The organism is Polaribacter litorisediminis, assembly GCF_019968605.1.
In the GTDB taxonomy this organism is placed as follows: domain Bacteria; phylum Bacteroidota; class Bacteroidia; order Flavobacteriales; family Flavobacteriaceae; genus Polaribacter; species Polaribacter litorisediminis.
Genome location: NZ_CP082966.1, coordinates 2,312,622 through 2,330,120, shown reverse-complemented (window position 1 = coordinate 2,330,120; position 17,499 = coordinate 2,312,622). Strand labels below are relative to the sequence as shown.

The following is a 17,499-nucleotide window of genomic DNA, read 5'->3' as shown; positions in this document are numbered from 1 at the left end:
TATGGGAATTGTATTAAAGCAATCTTTTAAAAATACAATATTTATTTATTTGGGTTTCGCCTTTGGTGGTATCAATACCTTATTTTTATATACTCGTTTTCTAGAAGATGAATATTATGGTTTGGTTACCTATTTATTGGCAACTTCTAATTTATTAATGCCCTTAATTGCTCTCGGAATTCATCATGCTATCGTGAAGTTTTTCTCTAGTTATTTCACCAAAATAGAGAAAGATAAATTTTTATCCTCTGTATTATTTTTGCCATTATTGATTGCAATTCCCATGGGTTTTTTAGGGACTTTTTTTTACGAAGAAATTAGTGATTATTTGTCAGTAGAAAATCCTATTATAAAAGAGTACACCTTTGTTATTTATTTGGTCGCCTTTACAACGGCTTATTTTGAAGTTTTTTATGCTTGGGCAAAAGTGCAATTTCAAACCGTTTTTGGAAACATCATAAAAGAATTATGGAACAGAGTTGTGGTAATGATTTTACTGTTTGCAGTTTATCTTGAATTTATTACCAAAGCTGAATTTATCTATTATTTAACAGGTGCTTATTTTTTAAGAATGTTAGTCATGATGTTTTATGCTTTCAGTTTATATTTTCCTAAATTTACTTTAGAAAGACCAGAAAATTTTAATGAAATAATCCGTTTTTCTTTCTATATTATTTTAGCAGGCAGTGCCGGAGCAATTATTTTGGATATAGATAAATTTATGATTCCGGGTAAAGAATCTTTAGCAAAGGCAGCTTATTATTCTGTAGCTGTTTTTATTGGTTCTTTTATTGAGGCACCAAGTAGAGCCATGTTAAATATTTTACAACCGTTAACGTCTAAAACTTTAAATGAAGAAAATCATAAAGAAGTTGCAATCTTATACAAGAAGAGTTCTATAAACTTATTATTAATTAGTGGCTTTTTCTTTTTAATCATTAACACCAATGTAAATCAGCTCTTTAGCATGCTTCCTAAAGAATATGCCGGGGGGGCTTTGGTCGTATTAATGATTTCAATTCTTAAATTATACAATGGATTCTTAGGAAATAATGGCGCCATTATTAATAATTCGAAATTCTATAAAATTACATTACCTCTCAGTTTAGGAATGGCTTTTTCAGTTTATTTTCTAAATAAAGTTTTTTATTATGAGTTAGATTTGGGTACAAATGGCTTGGCTTTGGCCTCTTTAATTGTAATTTTAGTTGCAAATACATTCAAATTGTATTTTGTAAAAAGTAAATTTTCGATAACACCATTTACAAATAAATCCTTCTTAATGATTTTAATAGTAGCGGTTTTATACGTATTATTTAATTTTTGGGATTTTCCTATTCAGGATATTTACATGTTTAAATTCCCTGTTCATCCAATAATTAATATTATTTTAAAAAGTATTATAATTACTTTTATATACTTCTTTTTAGTGATAAAATTGAATATTTCAGCTGAAATAACCTTGCTTTATAATAGGTTTACAAGTAGCAATCAATAAAGTCTGTGAGTAAGTGAAACAGCAATGCCATGCAGATTATTCTTGTCTTTTTAAAAAACAATCCCAAAAAGTATACAGCCATAGCCATATAAGAATGCAAAGGGTGAAAATTAATACTACATCTATTTTCGGCAAAAATAGGAGTTGCCAACAAATGGTCTAAATCTATGAGTATGGAGCATAGAAAAATGATATAAACCTTTTTCCATTTTTCTCTAAAAAAGAAATAAGAAAAAAATAAAGGAACTATAAAGTGAAGGGAATAATGAATCGTAAATTTTATCATAAAAAAAGACTTATTGTAAAAATAAGCCTTTTTAATAACAATTGAATATTCTAGCGCTGGGGGATTGTATAGTTATCGTTCAAATTTAAATGATATTTATGTAAATTCTATTTACATATGTTTATAAATTATACCAATTTATATTAGTGTTGTCCGATTAAAATTAGCTAAAGTGTTTTAAAGTATTGATAGTATTGATTTTCAGGAGCTTTTAAAGTAGTACACCTTACTTTTAAAAACGCTTTAGAATTTATGATGTATCGAAAAATTTAAAATCGTAATAATATTGTTTTTCAGTTAGTTAAAATCAAGTCTTTGTTCTTGATTCTAACAGCGAAAGCGGTCTTTTTATCTTTTATCGGACAACAATGAATTTATATGCATAATGCCGTTTAAATAAATTGAATTATTTTTTGGTTCATTGAAATTAAAAAACAATAAGCGCAGCCTTCGTTACGGTCATTTTTCTTCATAAAAAGTAAGCGAAAGAGAAACGATTTATTACGGCATTATAAGTCTAAAATGATATTGGATAGCATATAAATTTTTACCTCAAAATTGAAGCAAAAAATACATGTAGTTACCGAACGCTTACTGTTGATGAGGCTTTTTTGAAGATGATTGTAATACAAAAACAATTTTTAAAAGAAAAATTTAAGATAGTATTATAAAATATCTGCCTTTATTTTTCGCCAAACTTTTATTAAAAAGAAACCAGCGATCACAACGACTATAGAGGCTATAATTGCGTGCTTATAGGCTCTGTATATCCAATACCCAGAAGCAAATAGGCAACCGTATATCAAAATACAACCGATTAACATGGCAACAATACCTGCAGGTACATTCCATTTTTTATGAAGGTCAATAACCTTTAGGTCATCAGTATTTAGTTGTTTTAAGACACGCGACCATCCAGGTCCACCAGGTTGCGTTTTTTTATAAAAATGAACGAGTACCTCTTGATTTTCAGGTTGGGTAATAAAAGTTACCAAAAGCCAGAGAAGAGTGGTACTAAATACAATAATTGGAAGTTTTGCCCAAGCAGGAAAAAAACCTTGTTCACTAAAAAAAAGTTGAGTAATAGTTTCCGAAGAAAAAATTAAAGAAATGACTCCAGACACAATCATGGCAGAAATTTCACTCCAGGCATTTATCCGCCACCAAAACCATCTTAAAATAAAAATAAGTCCGGTACCGGCGCCAAACATAATGATAATATCAAAAAGTTGTTTTGCATTTTGAAGATATAGGGCAAATAATGCACTAAAAAGCATTAAGACAATTGTAGAAATTCTACCAACCAAAACCAATTCTTTTTCAGAAGCCTCTTTTTTTATATGCTGTTTGTAAAAATCATTAACGATGTAAGAAGATCCCCAATTTAAATGTGTAGAAATGGTAGACATATAAGCCGCTATTAAAGAGGCTAAAACCAAGCCTAATAAACCACTTGGTAATTTAGTTAACATGGCAGAATATGCTAAATCATTCCCTAATTTATCTTGTGTAATATTCGGGAAAGCTTCTTGAATACTGGCAATATCTGGAAATATAATTAAAGATGCTAATGCGACCAATATCCATGGCCAAGGTCTTAGGGCATAGTGCATAATATTAAAGAAAAAAGTAGCGCCAATAGCATGATTTTCATCTTTTGCGGCCAACATTCGTTGAGCAATATAACCGCCGCCACCAGGTTCTGCTCCAGGATACCAAGAACTCCACCATTGTACCGTTAACGGTATAATTAATAGCGTTATAAGAGCTTCTGTGTCATTAAAGTCTGGTAAAATTGATAGTTTATCAGCAACGTTTTTATGCGCAATTAAAGCTTCTATACCACCAATTTGTGGCAAGTTTACCAAATAATAAGCCGCTCCAATAGAACCCGCCATTGCTGTAAAAAATAAAATAAAATCTGTATAAACAACCCCTTTAAAGCCTCCTAATGCGCTAAAAATTACGGTAACCGTACCGGCATAAACGATGGTTTCCCAGGGTTCAAGTCCTAGCATGATACTCCCAATTTTTATAGCTGCTAAAGTTACACCAGCCATGGCAAAAACATTAAAAAGGAACCCTAAATATAAAGCTCTAAAGCCTCTTAAAAATCGTGCAGGTTTTCCGCCATAACGAAGTTCATAAAATTCGATATCAGTTTTTACATTCGATTTTCGCCAAAGTTTTGCATATACAAAAACAGTTAATAAACCGGTGATTAAAAAAGCCCACCACATCCAGTTTGCAGAGACCCCATCTTTACGCACAATATCGGTTACAAAGTTGGGCGTGTCTGTAGAAAATGTAGTCGCTACCATCGATACACCTAACAACCACCAAGGCATATTTCTACCCGAAAGAAAATATTCAGTAGAATCTTTTCCGGATGTTTTCGAGACATAAATTCCGATAAATAAAGTGATTAAAAAAAAGGAGATGATTAAAACATAATCTAAAGTACTTAAAACGATCATGAAATTTTATGGTTATGGGTTAGGATGATGGCAATATAGAAATTTAATGCTTACCAATTTAATGTATTTGGATAGTGTTTTCTAAGATATTCTTTAATGAGGATGATATCTTCTTTTGCGGTTAAATCGGGTACATGTTCAGAAATCGGAATTCCTAAAAATGCTTGTGCATTATCTTTTACACAATTTAAAATAGCCGTAGGCAACTCTTTTTCATTTCTTTTTGCATGTATTGGGCAATTTTTTAAATAGGGATACATCAGGCTGCCATCAAATTTAAAAATATTCATACTCACTCTAATTTTTCCTAAATTGTCCTTATAATTATCTGCAAATTCAATAGCTGGTTTTTCAATGATGTTTTTTAAATAATTTTTATCATTGAGACTGATGATTGCAAAACGAAAAATTTTTTCAAGTGAAAATTTTAAAGCATCTCGATCATAACAGATAAATGCATTTAAATGATTGGTTTCTCTTAACGCTCTTAAAGAGGCTTCCGAATACAAATTATCACTATTACAAACTGTATATTGTTGAGAGTTTAATTCAGGAAATTGTTCCACTGCCTGAAAAACAGCGTCTGCAGTGCCCAAAGGTTTTACCCTATCTTTAGGAATGTATTGAATAGGAAAGGAAATGTTAAGACCTTTAAAATGATTGTTGGTAGATTTTTGTCCATAATATTCTTTGAACAACCCTCCTTTTTCATTAATCACAATGTAGATGTTTTGGTAACCTGCCTTTTTTGCGTTGTATAAAAGATAATCCATTAAAGGTCGGTTTTCTTTACCCACACTAATTAAGCTCTTACTTCTATCATTTGCTTGGCTATTTTGTTCATCACTAATATGATCTGATTGCAAGGATTTTTTCATCCTAGAAGAGAGTCCGCCAGCTAAAATAATTAGATTTTTATGCATTTTATAGTTCATAATTATTCGGTTACAAATACCCTTGCGCCTGTATCTATAGCAACGGTATATGCATCTATTGCACCTGCGGCTAAAATAGCGTTTATAATTTTTTTCTCCTTGTTTTTAAGTGATAAAACGGCAATACTTCCACCACCACCTGAACCTACAATTTTTGCACCTAAAGCACCTGCATCTAGCGCGGCATCGATCATGGCATCAATTTTAGGGACCGTAATTTTTAAAAGGTTTTTTAAATAATGATGATGTTGGTTCATTAAATGACCAATGGTAACCATATCCAAAGTTTCTTTTCTGAACTCAACCAAGGCTTTTTGGGTTACATCAAAATTACCAATAGCAGCTTCTAAATAAGGTCTTAAATCATCAGAAACACAATTTAAATATAGTTGTAAATTTTCAATATTAGCTTCTTCAATTTTAAAATTAGGAATTTTTTTCTTTACTTCATGGATAGCTTTCCAAGAATTGGTTTTTAACTTTTTTAACAAGCTGATGGTTTCTTTAGGAACTCCAGATGCAGCCATAATAAGCCCCGATAAAGGAGCTTTTAAAACTTCATAAGAAAAATAGTCGCCGGTTTCTAAATAAATAATATTCCCCAACCCGATGCTGTATTGATCCATTTTTCCTCCGGGTGCATTAAACGCGGTAACTTCTGCTTCAAAAGCAAGTTGAGAAATAGTTTCAGCGGTTAGTAGGGTTTGTGGTCCGAAGGCTTTTATTAAAAATTGAACCCAAGCAACGACCAAGGCAGAGGAGCTAGAGGTACCTGAATTAATAGGAATGGTTCCTGTAATGTGAATGTCAAAGCCACAATTTGGAATGCAATTTAATTTTTTTAAAACTTTTAAAGCCGCAATAAAATGATCTCCTTTTTTTAAAGTTGCCTCCACATCATTTAAAGGAATCGTTCTTTTTTGATGAATATCTGGTAGATCAATTTGAAAGAAATTGGTATTATTTTCTATTGCTTTTAAGGTGATATGTTGATTGATGGCGCAAGCAATAATAGGCAATCCTAAATAGTCTTGATGATCGCCAAACAAGCAGGTTCTTCCTGGTGCAATGGATGTAATTTCTCTCAAATTTTATTTCTTTTTTTCTACAAATTCATCCGGTGCAAAGTAGATTCCTTTGGCAGTCCATCTTTTCTGTAGGTTTCTTAGAGCGCCTTTAAAAGAACTAAAGTTCTTATGTTCTTTTTCTGTCCAACCAACTTCTGCATAAGCGGCAATTCTTGGAAAAACTTTGTAATGCATTTCTCCGTTTGTAGGAATCCATTCTCCCCACATTTGACAGCCCAAACCAATCACTTTGTCATGATATTTTTCATCTAATTTTTCAGGAATAGGGTCAAAAGAATATGCTTTTGATAAGGGTAAATTTTTATATCGATAATCCAAATAGGTAAAATTATGAAGAGAATTTACAATTTCATAACCATTACTAGCAGCGGTGGTTGCCAACTGTACATCTCCTTTCCAAAAATGAATAATACTTTCTTGTGCTAATTTTTGAGTAGTTTTTGTGTCTTTTTGATCTTGGTATGCATGCAGATTGTGCCCCATAATTTCATTCCAACCCATCATTCTTCTTCCCTTGCTTTGTAAATATTTAGAGATTTTGTTGGTAAAATAAACTTGTAAATCAGCAGGTGTTTTTAATTGTTTCTCCTTCATGTATGCATTCACAGAAGGTGACGATTTCCACTGATTATACTTTACTTCATCACCACCAATATGAATTATTTTTGATGGGAAAAGTGCCATTACTTCCTCTAAAACATCCGTTAAAAATGTATAAACTCTAGGGTCGGTTACATCATAGACATCTTTACCAACACCAAATTTAATAGGGACTTCTATTTCTTTTTTTGAGGTTCCTAACCAAGGATAAGAAGCAATTGCAGCAGTAGAATGACCAGGCATTTCTATTTCAGGAACCACGGTGATATGTCTTTCTTTGGCATAGGCTATGATCTCTTTAATTTGCTCTTGTGTATAAAAACCTTCATGAGGTTCTGCAGACTGTATAGGACTGTCCCATTGCAAAGGACCAATTTGTGTACTTTTTCTTTTAGAACCAATTTCGGTTAGTTTAGGATATTTTTTGATTTCAATACGCCAACCTTGATCATCAACCAAATGCCAATGAAAAATATTCATTTTTAAAAATGCCATTTCATCTAACAACATTTTAACCTGTTCCATTCCTTTAAAGTATCTTGCCTCATCTAACATAAAAGATCTCCATTTAAATCTAGGAGCATCTTTAATCTTTATTTCTTTTATCTCGATATATTTTTCGTATTTTGAATAATAAGAACTAAACGAACAAATTTGTTTTAAGGTTTGTATTGCATAGAACCAACCCGCATCATTTTTAGCACAAATTATAATATTATCTTTAGAAACGCTTAGTTCATAACCTTCATCAGACAGGCTTTCATCCGCTTGAAAAGCGATAAAATTCTTTTTTAAACCTTGATAATTGGTCGTTTTTAAAGTTATATCAAAATCCTTTTTAAAATACGCTGTTAATTTCTGGGCACTATTTTCGCTTTCGTTATCAAAAATAATCTGCGTTTCTGAGCTAATTTTCAAGGCATTATATCCTGTAGTTATTTCTTGAGGACGAGGAGTAATATAGATTCCTTGAGATTTGATGGTCTGAGAGTTTAAAATAAATAACGAACTAATAAATAGGAGAAACTTGACTTTCATTTTTCATGAGAATTTATATTCTTTAAAAATAAGCTTTTTTATCATTTCATTTTTAAAAATGACAAATGATATTTTATTCCAAAGTTTACAAACACACTACTTAAATTTCCTCCCATAGCCTTTACATAACCACCGGAAGTTCTAAAACTTACCTTTTTATTTAGTTTATAGTTGAGGCCAGTACTTGGTTTTATAATAAAACCTTGCCCTGTACTAATGCCGCCACCTCCAGCAGCACCGCCTAATATTTGTGCAAAAAGTGAGAATTTACCATTTAATAAAGCATTTGACCTAGTGCCCAAACCAACAATACCTTCTGCATACGCACCTGCACCTCCAAAATTAGCAAATGAAGTTTGACCTGCTAAAAAAACATTTTTATTTAAATCTAAATTAATCTGAAGTGATATCTGATGCATATCTTCTGAAGGATTTGCATCTCGTTTTGCTTTTACATAGATATCGTGTTTTGTAATAACCTCTAAACCTTTAAATTTACCGGATTTAAAACTTTTTTCTTTTGAAATGATGCCGTTTCTCTCTACATAATATTTTAAACCAACACCAAAGGAAGAAGTGTAAAAAGTGGCATCTGGTGACATGACAAAACCTTTGTTAATAGAAAGGTAAATGTCATTAAATATTCTCTGCTCTATAGAAATGTCAGGATAAATTAAAAAACCACCCTTAGATTCTACACCGCCGCCGCCGCCTGCACCTGCTCCAAATTTGGCAAGAAGATTTGTTCGATTGTTGTTGAAAGCAAAGTGATAGCCACCGCCTAAAAACACATCCATATACCCTGCTCTTATCCCATCATAAGCGCCATCAACTTTAATGAAAGTAAACCAGTTTTTAGAAAAATAACTAGCGAATTCAAAACCAGCCAATCGAATGGTTGCTCTGCCTAAGCGTTGTACATTCTTATTTGTTTCATCACCTTGTACCTTTAAATTGTTAAAATGAAGCATGAGTGATGTTCTTTTTGAATTGATATTCCAACCAGACTTTTTTAAAGCAGCTAAATCATATTCGTTTTCTGAAACACCATAATCAGCATAATCGTAATTTAATGGAATTTCTAATCCTACATTTATTTGATGTCCTTTTATGAGGCCACCGTCAAAAAAATCAACATAACTCCAACCAGAATTTAAAGAGAAATTTTTAAAATCGTATCCTAGATTAAAATGAGGCAGTATAAAAGCACCACCGCCATCTGGAGCCGCTGCGCCACCTCCGCCGCCAAAATGGAAACCTGTATCGATATAGAAATCTTTACCAAAATATTTCTTAATTCCGGCATTTACACCCAAAGTGAAAAATCCTCCTCTGATGCCGCTTATAGATCCATAAATACCCAAACCAGCATAAGACCAATTGTTCAACATAAGGTTGTAATGAATTCCACTAAAACCCATATTTTTTTCATTGAAATCTGGCATTTCAATCGATAGAAAATCTGTTTTTGCAAATGCTTTTTGAATTTTCTTTTCAGGAACTTGGTTGTTTTGAGCGTTTAATATTTGGACTGAAAATAGTATAGCGAGTAAAAATAAATTTTTTTTCATAGGATGAAATTATCTTTTTTTGATAGAAATTATGACAGTTTTGGAAGTAGGAGTATTGCTAATAGTAGCTGTGCTTTTTAAAGGCACCAGCACATTTGCTTCCGGAAAATAAGTTGCAGTGCATTGCGCTGGAATGTTATAAGGAATTGCTAAAAAACCACGAGCTTCTCTTTTTTCTCCGTTAAAATGGCTCGTTAAATCAACCAAATCTAGTTTTTCTATAGCTAGTTTTTTCATGTCTTCAGCATTCATAAAAATAACTCTGCGTTCGTTTAGAACTCCTCTATAACGATCATTTAAACCATAAATAGTAGTGTTATATTGATCGTGTGTTCTTATTGTCATCATTATAAATTGATGTTCTGTTAGTACAATTTCTGAGGGTTTATTGATGCTAAAATTGGCTCGACCAGTGGCAGTATCGTCAAAATTATTGTCTCTTGTTTTGTTGGGTAAATAAAAGCCTCCTTTAATTCTTACTCTTTTATTATACTCTTCAAAACCATCAATAGTCGCTTCGATTTTATCCCGAATAAAGTCATAATTAGAAATTAATTCGCTCCAATCTGTAGATGAATTTTTTAAAGTAGCCTTTGCCAAACCAGCAACGATGGCAGCTTCACTTAACACATCTTCAGAGCAAGGTTTTAAATGTCCTTGAGATTTATGAACAACTCCCATAGAGTTTTCTACGGAAACAAATTGCTCACCAGTTTTTTGAATATCTTTTTCAGATCTGCCTAAACAAGGTAATATTAATGCTTTTTTACCATGAATTACATGACTTCGGTTGAGTTTTGTAGAAACGTGAACCGTTAAATTGCAGTTTTTTAAAGCCGTTGCGGTAAATTCTGTATCCGGGGTTGCTGAAACAAAATTACCACCCATTCCAAAAAACACTTTTGCCTTTTTTGTATGCATGGCTTCAATAGCATTTACCACATCAAATCCATGTTTTCTTGGTGCTTTAAAATTAAAATTAGTCTCTAATGTATCTAAAAAAGTATCGGGCATTTTTTCCCAGATACCCATCGTTCTATCTCCTTGCACATTAGAATGCCCGCGAACAGGGCAGGTGCCAGCTCCTTGTTTACCAATACTACCTTTTAATAGTAAAATATTTACAATTTCTCTGATATTATCAACCGCATTTTTATGCTGGGTAATGCCCATTGCCCAACAAATAATTATTTTTTTATGGTTGATAATTAAATCTGCGGCTTCTTTTATTTTTTCAAAAGGGATACCTGTTTGAGGTAATAAAGAATCGATTGAGTAGGTTTCTAAATCGTCTAATAAAGCATCAATACCCTGGGTTTTTTTTGTGATAAAATCATAATCAAAAACAGAATAAGGAACGTTTTCTTCTTGCTTTAGCATCAATTTTAAAATTATTTTCAGCAAAGCCACGTCACCATTTATTTTTACTTGTAAAAACAAATCGGTTAAATCTTGACCAGAACCGATCCATTTTAAAGGATTCTGTGGGTCTTTGTAATTCATTAAACCCACTTCAGGGAGTGGATTTATCGTCATAATTTTACTTCCTTTTTTCTTGGCTTCACTTAAAGCCGTTAACATTCTTGGATGATTTGTGCCTGGGTTTTGACCGATAACAATAATCAAATCCGTATGGTTAAAATCATCTAAAGTTACTGATCCTTTGCCAATTCCTAAAGTTTCTGAAAGGGCTGCGCCACTAGATTCATGACACATATTAGAACAATCTGGTAAATTATTGGTGCCAAATTGACGTACAAATAATTGATATAAAAAAGCAGCTTCATTGCTGGTTCTGCCCGAAGTATAAAAAATAGCTTCATCAGGAGATTTCAAAGTGTTTAACTCGTCTGCTATTAGTTGAAATGCATCTTGCCAAGAAATTTCTTTGTAATGCGTTGCACCTTCGGGTAAATATACAGGTTGTGTAATTCTTCCTTTTTTACCGATTTCATAATCAGATAGTTTGGCTAATTCTTGTACTGAATACGTAGCGAAAAATGGGGCTGAAATTCTGTTTTTGGTCGCTTCTTCCGCAACAGCTTTTGCACCATTTTCGCAATATTCTGCTAAAAAAGCACGTTTTTCGTCAGGATCTGGCCATGCACATCCAGGGCAGTCAAAACCATCTTTTTGATTTAGGTTTTTTAACAAACCAATTCCTTTAACGATGCCAACTTCGTTTTTAATATGGTTTAAAGCAGAGGCAATTGCTTTCGGTCCAACAGACGAAGTAGGAATTTTTTGAAGTTTAATTCCTGTTAATTTTTCTGGAGGTTGTGCTGTAGTTTTTTTAGTCATTTTCGGCAATATTTATAACATTTGGATTGGCATAAATGGTCATTTTTTGATTTCTAGTAAAACCAATTAAGCAAATTCCGAATTCTTTAGCAAAATCTACTGCCAATGAAGAGCACGCAGAAATAGCAACAATAACCCTAATTTTTGCAATAAAAGCTTTGGTAACAATTTCATAAGAAACTCTGCCACTCACTAACAAATAATGGGCATTTTTTAACTCATTTTTTTGAAGTAAATCTCCCACCGTTTTATCTACAGCATTATGTCTGCCTAAATCTTCTTTAAGCGTTAATAACTCCTCGGCCTTATTAAAAATAGCTGCGGCATGGCTTCCTCCAGTTTTTTTAAAAGTTTCTTGAAAACGACTCATTACGGTGTACATCTGATGCAGGTTTTTTGAAGAAATACTGTTGTGGTTTTGTAGCTTTTTTCCATAAACTTTTAAATCTTGTAATTTTGTTTTACCACAAATACCACAAGAAGATACCGATAGTAGCGTTCGTTTGTTTAAGTACCCTTTTCTTAAATCTTCTTTTTTAATAACTACATTTATAATGCTTGGTATTGTAAATGATTCTTTTGCTATAGTATATGCTAGATTTTCGTTTTTTTTATAAATGTCCTCTGCATATAACAAACCTCTAATTAATTCAAAATCATCATTAGGGGTTCTCATCACAACCGTATAAGGTTCGTCGTTAATATTTATTTGAAGAGGTGCTTCTATGACCAGATAATCATCAATTTTAGCATGATTTTTTAAGGATACTTTTACACCTTGATAACTAGCTGTTTGCATACACTCTAAAAGTTATTTTTCTTTACAAAGCTAAGCAAAAACTAATGGGATAAAAAAAGTCTTGAGATAAATCTAGTGCTAAAATTTAGGATCTTCATCGGCGATAAATAAAATACATAAATATCTAGAAAGGTTTTCACATATTTTGCTTTCACAGAATTGAACCTACAATATCAAAAGGTTTTAATCTTTATTTATGCTTGTTACAAAGAATGATAAGCGGCTTCTTGTTTTGATCGGTCGTTAAAAAAATATATAATTCTCCACCATCTTTTATTTTAGTTTCTTTTCTAAATTGAGCAACTGTTTTAGGGAAATTTCTTGTCGTAATATTTGCTTTTTTTTCTGGTAAAAGTTTTAGAAGTTTTTTCTTATCGTAGGGAATCGTATTTTTAATCTCAAAGGTTCTACCTGGAAATTGAATTAGTTTATCTGAAGTATATAAATGCGCATGTTCTTGTAATTTATAAATATTTAATTTTTTTGAAATTTGATGAAATCCTCCTGACTTTAAGATTGCGCTATTGGGTTCATATAAATAGGTGAGTGGTTTTGAGTATGCTGAGGTTACTTCCTCTAAATAATCGAAATCAAAAGTTTCTAACGTTTCTTTTTTGTAATTAACTGTTTTTATTTTAATCGCACTATTATAGTCTTTTTCTAATAAAAAGAGGAGTTCTTTAACATCATTATGTATTGCCACGATATGTACCTCTTTTACATTTTTTAGGTCTTTTATAGTATTGCTGATGTCTAAAATTGGCGAAACTTTTATTAGGATGTGTGTTGCTTTGGAAAAGAAAAAATTAAGTTTTGGTGGAATATAAGGTTGGCAATCTTTTAATAAAAAAACTTTTCCTTTTACATCATGTCGTCGTGAAGGATCTATATAAATACAATCAAAAGCTTGGCTAGATTCTTTTAAAAAATCGAAGCCATTTCCTGAAAAAACTTCAATATTGTTGGTTTTTAATTGTTGGTAGTTATAGTGTACAATGTTTGATAAATCTTCATTTATTTCACAGTGAACTACTTTTTTAAACTTTTTAGAAAAGTAGTAACAATCTACACCAAACCCACCGGTGATATCAATAATTGTATCCCCTGAAATGATTTTTGATTTGTAGTTTGCTGTTATTTCTGAGGAAGTTTGTTCGATACTAATTTTTGGAGGATAATACATCTTTTTGGCAGAAAACCAAGTAGATAGTTTCTTTTCAGATTTTTGTTTTGCTACTATTTGATTGGCTAATTCTTGCACAGAAATTGTAGGAAAAGGACTTCCTTTTAAAATTAGTTTGGTAATGTCTATTTTTAAATTATCGGCAATGAATTGTTGTACATCATCATTTAAAATATCAAAATTCAAAAGGAGTTATATGTTTTTAGTTAAAGATTTTACGATTTTATTATCGGCTAAAAATTCTTTTAAAATTACTTTTAAAGCCGTGTATATCGGTACAGCAGTCATCATTCCGATTACACCAAAAAGCAAGCCACCAATAATAATGATTAAAAATATTTCTAACGGCTGAGATTTTGTGGTTTTCGAAAAAATAATTGGTTGACTTATAAAATTATCAACGATTTGTGCCAAACTATAAAAGAACAAAATCCATAGAGAAGTTGGTAAAATTTCTGACTGAAAGTTTAAGCCAATATTACTAATCATCGATAAACAAAACACGAGTATAGCGCCAATAATCGGACCTACATAAGGTATTAAATTTAGCAATGCACATAAAAATGCAATGACCACTGCATTAGAAATATCAAAACTCAATAAAATTATAGTGTATAACACAAACAAAATAGAGATTTGTAAAATTAAACCTAAAAAGTATTGAGACAGCAACGTATTAATGATTTCTAAAGAATGAGAAAAACGACTTTCCGTGTTATCAGGAATTAAAGTTAACACCGCTTGTTTTAAGATTCCGCTGTCTTTCATCATAAAAAAAGAAATAAATAGCACTGAAAATACTCCGATACTTAAGTAGCCTAATGCAGCTATTATCGAGTTGAATAAATTTGGTATAGTTTCAAAAGGAGAAGCAAAATTGATGTTTTCCACCTCTTTTAAAACATCGATTCCTTTGGATGAAAAATAATGGATTGCCTGCTTAAAAATTTCTTGAATGTTTGCTTGTAGTACATCGACTTCTAAAAGTGATAAATTTCGTCCTTGTTCTACAACCAACGGAATAAATAAAACAACCAAACCGGTTAACAAGCTTAACATGAAGAGCATCGTAGTTACTACTGCTAGGCTATTTGGGAATTTTAATTTATTTCTTAAAAAGAGAATGAATGGACGCCCAATTAAAGATAAAATAGCGGCAATGATGATATATACAATTACAGATTGAACTTTATATAAAAAAAATAAGAGTAAGAGCACCCCAATAATAATGGCAATTGCTCTTAAAATTCCGTTTGCAATTATTTTTGAATTCATTAATTATATCCTTTAACTTCACCCATACTTAATGTTCCTCCGCTTTCAAAAGTATGATTTGTTGGCAATAATGTACCACTTTCTGTAGTAATCCAATCTTCCCAAGTAGCAGAAACCCCCTTCATTTTCATGCTAGGTACATACATTTTCCAGCTTTTAGGGACAAAGGCTGAATCTAATTCCCAAAGGTAAGAATCGCCAGGAGTTGATCCTCCGCTCATATATTTTACATGTAAAGCATCTTTACCATCCACTTTTTGAAGGGTTCTAATTACATCTTTGTCAAATAATTTATGCGGTGCCACTAGCCAAAAACTATCGTTGTTAAAAATATCCCAAGCTCTTTTTACAATTTTTTCATCGGTAATTTCTTGCTTTTCGCCATCAAAAAAAACGGTACTTTTATCAATATCTTTCGTATGTAAATTCACCCGAAAAGATTCCCAAGAAACAGCTGCAATATGCTTTTTTTTATCCCATTTAAAAGATCTTCTGCCGCCAAAACTCCACTCTAAAAAAGTGGTATTTTGATAGGCTTCATGATTAATTGCTTTTAAAATTTTATGGGCTAATGCATTTGCATTCGGATTGTAGGCTTTAACAGTACCCATTGGTATTTGCATGCCAAATAACGAAAGGGTGTGTGTTGTGGGTAATTTAATACCAGATTCTGTGTTTTTCCAGTCGCTCCAAGTGGCAGAAACGCCTCCAATAGGAATAATGCTGGTCCACATTTTGTAAGAAGTGGGTATATAGTTCTCATCTAAAATCCATAAATAAGAATCACCAGGAGTAGAGCCTCCGGAGGTATAGGTGACTAATAAAGCCTCTTTGCCATCATGATTTACAATGCTTCTTTCTGTACCAGCGTCAAATATTTTATAAGGAGCTACCAACCAAAAGGAATCATTATTAAAATAATCATGAGCTTTTTTTAGAATTTCAGGATTCTCTACTTTTTCATTTTTTACAAAAACTTCAGATTTATTTAGTTGTTTGGTGTTTAAAATCACTTTATTTTCACCCCAAGAAACTTCTACACTATTTTTTTCTTTATGCCATTTGTAAAAATTAGTACCTCTGAAACTCCATTCTATGACTTCCGTATTTTCAAAGGCTTCATGGTTTATGGCATTCAGCATTTTTATTGCCAAAGCATCGGCTTCTTTCCCTTTCTTACCTTCTGGTAAAGCTTCATTTTTCACGAAATAAAAAACAGTCCCCGATACGATTAATGATAAAACAAGGATTCCTAAAAGTTTAAAAAATTTCTTCATCTTGAATTTTAAAAATTAAAAAACAAATTTATTACTTTTTATAGGAACTTATTTATTTTGAGAGGAATAATGTAAAAGCAGGGTTTTAATCGAAAAGAATTCCTCGATGCTCTGCGTCGGGGTTTCCGTTGAAATTGTCATTCCCGTGAAAACGGGAATCTAAATAATAGAATTTTGCTTTTTGACTTTTTTAGGTCAAAATGAAACGAGGGGAAGACCTCTATGGCTCTGCCTCTCGAGGATAGTTCGTTTCAAGAAATTCTTTATTTTGATGTTTTATAACGATATTATAAATTCGAAATTTCGGTAAAAATGCGTTTAAATTTTTCAGGTAGTTCTTTTACAATAACGGTGTTTTCTTTCGTTATTGGATGTAAAAATGAAATTTTATATGCATGTAAATACAAGCCCTTTCCTTTTAATATTTTATTTTCCAAAAAATAGTGTTGGTCTCCTAAAATAGGATTTCCTAGTGCGCATAAATGTTTTCTTAATTGATGTTTTCTTCCGGTTTTGGGAGCTAATTTTACCAAATTTAAAAACCCAAAACGTTCTGATTTTACAATTTGTAAAACTTTATAAGTTGTAAAAGCTTCCTTTTGATCGATAGGAAAACGGATTTCTCCGCGAGTTGGCATTGCTCCAATGGTAATGGAACAATACGTTTTTTGAATTTCCTTATTTTGAAATAATTTTCCCAATTCTTGAATTGCGGAACTTGTTTTTCCGATTAATAATACTCCAGAAGTAGGATAATCTAATCTGTGAATAGGTTGCGGGTTTACCGCATCAGGCAAGTTGCTTTTTGCAAGGTTTTGGGGCAATGCATTTGTGATCGTAACGAACTTATTTCCGCTCACTAAAATGCCTGGAGGTTTATAAATAGCGGCTAAATATTTATCTTCAAACAGCACTTCTAGCTTCAATTTTAATCTCTTAAAACTTGTTGGTTGTTCTGATTGATACAATTCAATTTTTTCTCCACCAGCAATGTATTTGGATGTTGTAGCTACGACTCCGTCAATACAAACGAGCTCTTTTTTTATGGCTTTTTTAATTGCAGATTTGGTAGAAACCGAATTAAAAATGCCAACGCCATATTCCTGAAATCGAATTGGTGTCTTTTGTTTTGATGCGACATGTACTTCAATGATTTTCATGGTAAGGGTAA

The 17,499-nt window shown here is 32.0% G+C and carries 13 protein-coding genes; 1 reads left to right on the top strand and 12 read right to left on the bottom strand.

Annotated elements, in window-relative coordinates:
- Window position 1: 1 nt before the first annotated feature.
- Window positions 2-1,498, top strand: a complete 1,497-nt coding sequence (locus K8354_RS10045; RefSeq protein ID WP_223439304.1) for a lipopolysaccharide biosynthesis protein — start codon at window positions 2-4, stop codon at window positions 1,496-1,498.
- Here the strand turns inward: K8354_RS10045 and K8354_RS10040 are convergent.
- The 12 genes from K8354_RS10040 to K8354_RS09985 form a co-directional block, all read right to left on the bottom strand.
- Window positions 1,479-1,784: a DUF6122 family protein gene (locus tag K8354_RS10040; protein WP_223439302.1), complete on the bottom strand. Its 306-nt coding sequence runs from the start codon at window positions 1,782-1,784 to the stop codon at window positions 1,479-1,481. The two genes, K8354_RS10045 and K8354_RS10040, sit on opposite strands and share 20 nt — an antisense overlap.
- A gap of 665 nt (window positions 1,785-2,449) precedes the next feature.
- Window positions 2,450-4,261 (bottom strand): sodium:solute symporter family protein, encoded by a 1,812-nt coding sequence (locus K8354_RS10035; protein WP_223439301.1) that lies wholly within the window; start codon window positions 4,259-4,261, stop codon window positions 2,450-2,452.
- Between the two features lie 50 nt (window positions 4,262-4,311).
- Entirely contained in the window at window positions 4,312-5,196 is an 885-nt protein-coding gene (locus tag K8354_RS10030; protein ID WP_223439300.1) for a sugar phosphate nucleotidyltransferase, read from the bottom strand.
- 2 nt (window positions 5,197-5,198) lie between these two features.
- On the bottom strand, window positions 5,199-6,284 hold the full coding sequence (locus K8354_RS10025) for a mevalonate kinase family protein (protein ID WP_223439299.1): 1,086 nt from the start codon (window positions 6,282-6,284) through the stop codon (window positions 5,199-5,201).
- Between the two features lie 3 nt (window positions 6,285-6,287).
- Window positions 6,288-7,922 (bottom strand): beta-N-acetylhexosaminidase, encoded by a 1,635-nt coding sequence (locus tag K8354_RS10020; RefSeq protein ID WP_223439297.1) that lies wholly within the window; start codon window positions 7,920-7,922, stop codon window positions 6,288-6,290.
- A 41-nt stretch (window positions 7,923-7,963) separates the two neighbouring features.
- On the bottom strand, window positions 7,964-9,493 hold the full coding sequence (locus K8354_RS10015) for a hypothetical protein (protein WP_223439295.1): 1,530 nt from the start codon (window positions 9,491-9,493) through the stop codon (window positions 7,964-7,966).
- Between the two features lie 9 nt (window positions 9,494-9,502).
- Complete coding sequence (locus K8354_RS10010; RefSeq protein ID WP_223439293.1) at window positions 9,503-11,794, bottom strand: FdhF/YdeP family oxidoreductase; 2,292 nt, start codon at window positions 11,792-11,794, stop codon at window positions 9,503-9,505.
- Complete coding sequence (gene fdhD, locus K8354_RS10005; protein ID WP_223439291.1) at window positions 11,787-12,593, bottom strand: formate dehydrogenase accessory sulfurtransferase FdhD; 807 nt, start codon at window positions 12,591-12,593, stop codon at window positions 11,787-11,789. The genes K8354_RS10010 and fdhD overlap by 8 nt, the downstream gene beginning before the upstream one ends.
- A 190-nt stretch (window positions 12,594-12,783) precedes the next feature.
- Complete coding sequence (locus K8354_RS10000) at window positions 12,784-13,962, bottom strand: class I SAM-dependent methyltransferase (protein ID WP_223439289.1); 1,179 nt, start codon at window positions 13,960-13,962, stop codon at window positions 12,784-12,786.
- Between the two features lie 6 nt (window positions 13,963-13,968).
- Window positions 13,969-15,051: an AI-2E family transporter gene (locus tag K8354_RS09995; protein ID WP_223439287.1), complete on the bottom strand. Its 1,083-nt coding sequence runs from the start codon at window positions 15,049-15,051 to the stop codon at window positions 13,969-13,971.
- Window positions 15,051-16,328, bottom strand: a complete 1,278-nt coding sequence (locus K8354_RS09990) for a hypothetical protein (RefSeq protein ID WP_223439285.1) — start codon at window positions 16,326-16,328, stop codon at window positions 15,051-15,053. Before K8354_RS09990 ends, K8354_RS09995 begins: the two co-directional genes overlap by 1 nt.
- 287 nt (window positions 16,329-16,615) lie before the next feature.
- The gene (locus tag K8354_RS09985) at window positions 16,616-17,488 is read right to left on the bottom strand and encodes an RluA family pseudouridine synthase (protein WP_223439283.1); all 873 of its coding nucleotides are present in this window, start codon (window positions 17,486-17,488) and stop codon (window positions 16,616-16,618) included.
- Window positions 17,489-17,499: the final 11 nt, after the last annotated feature.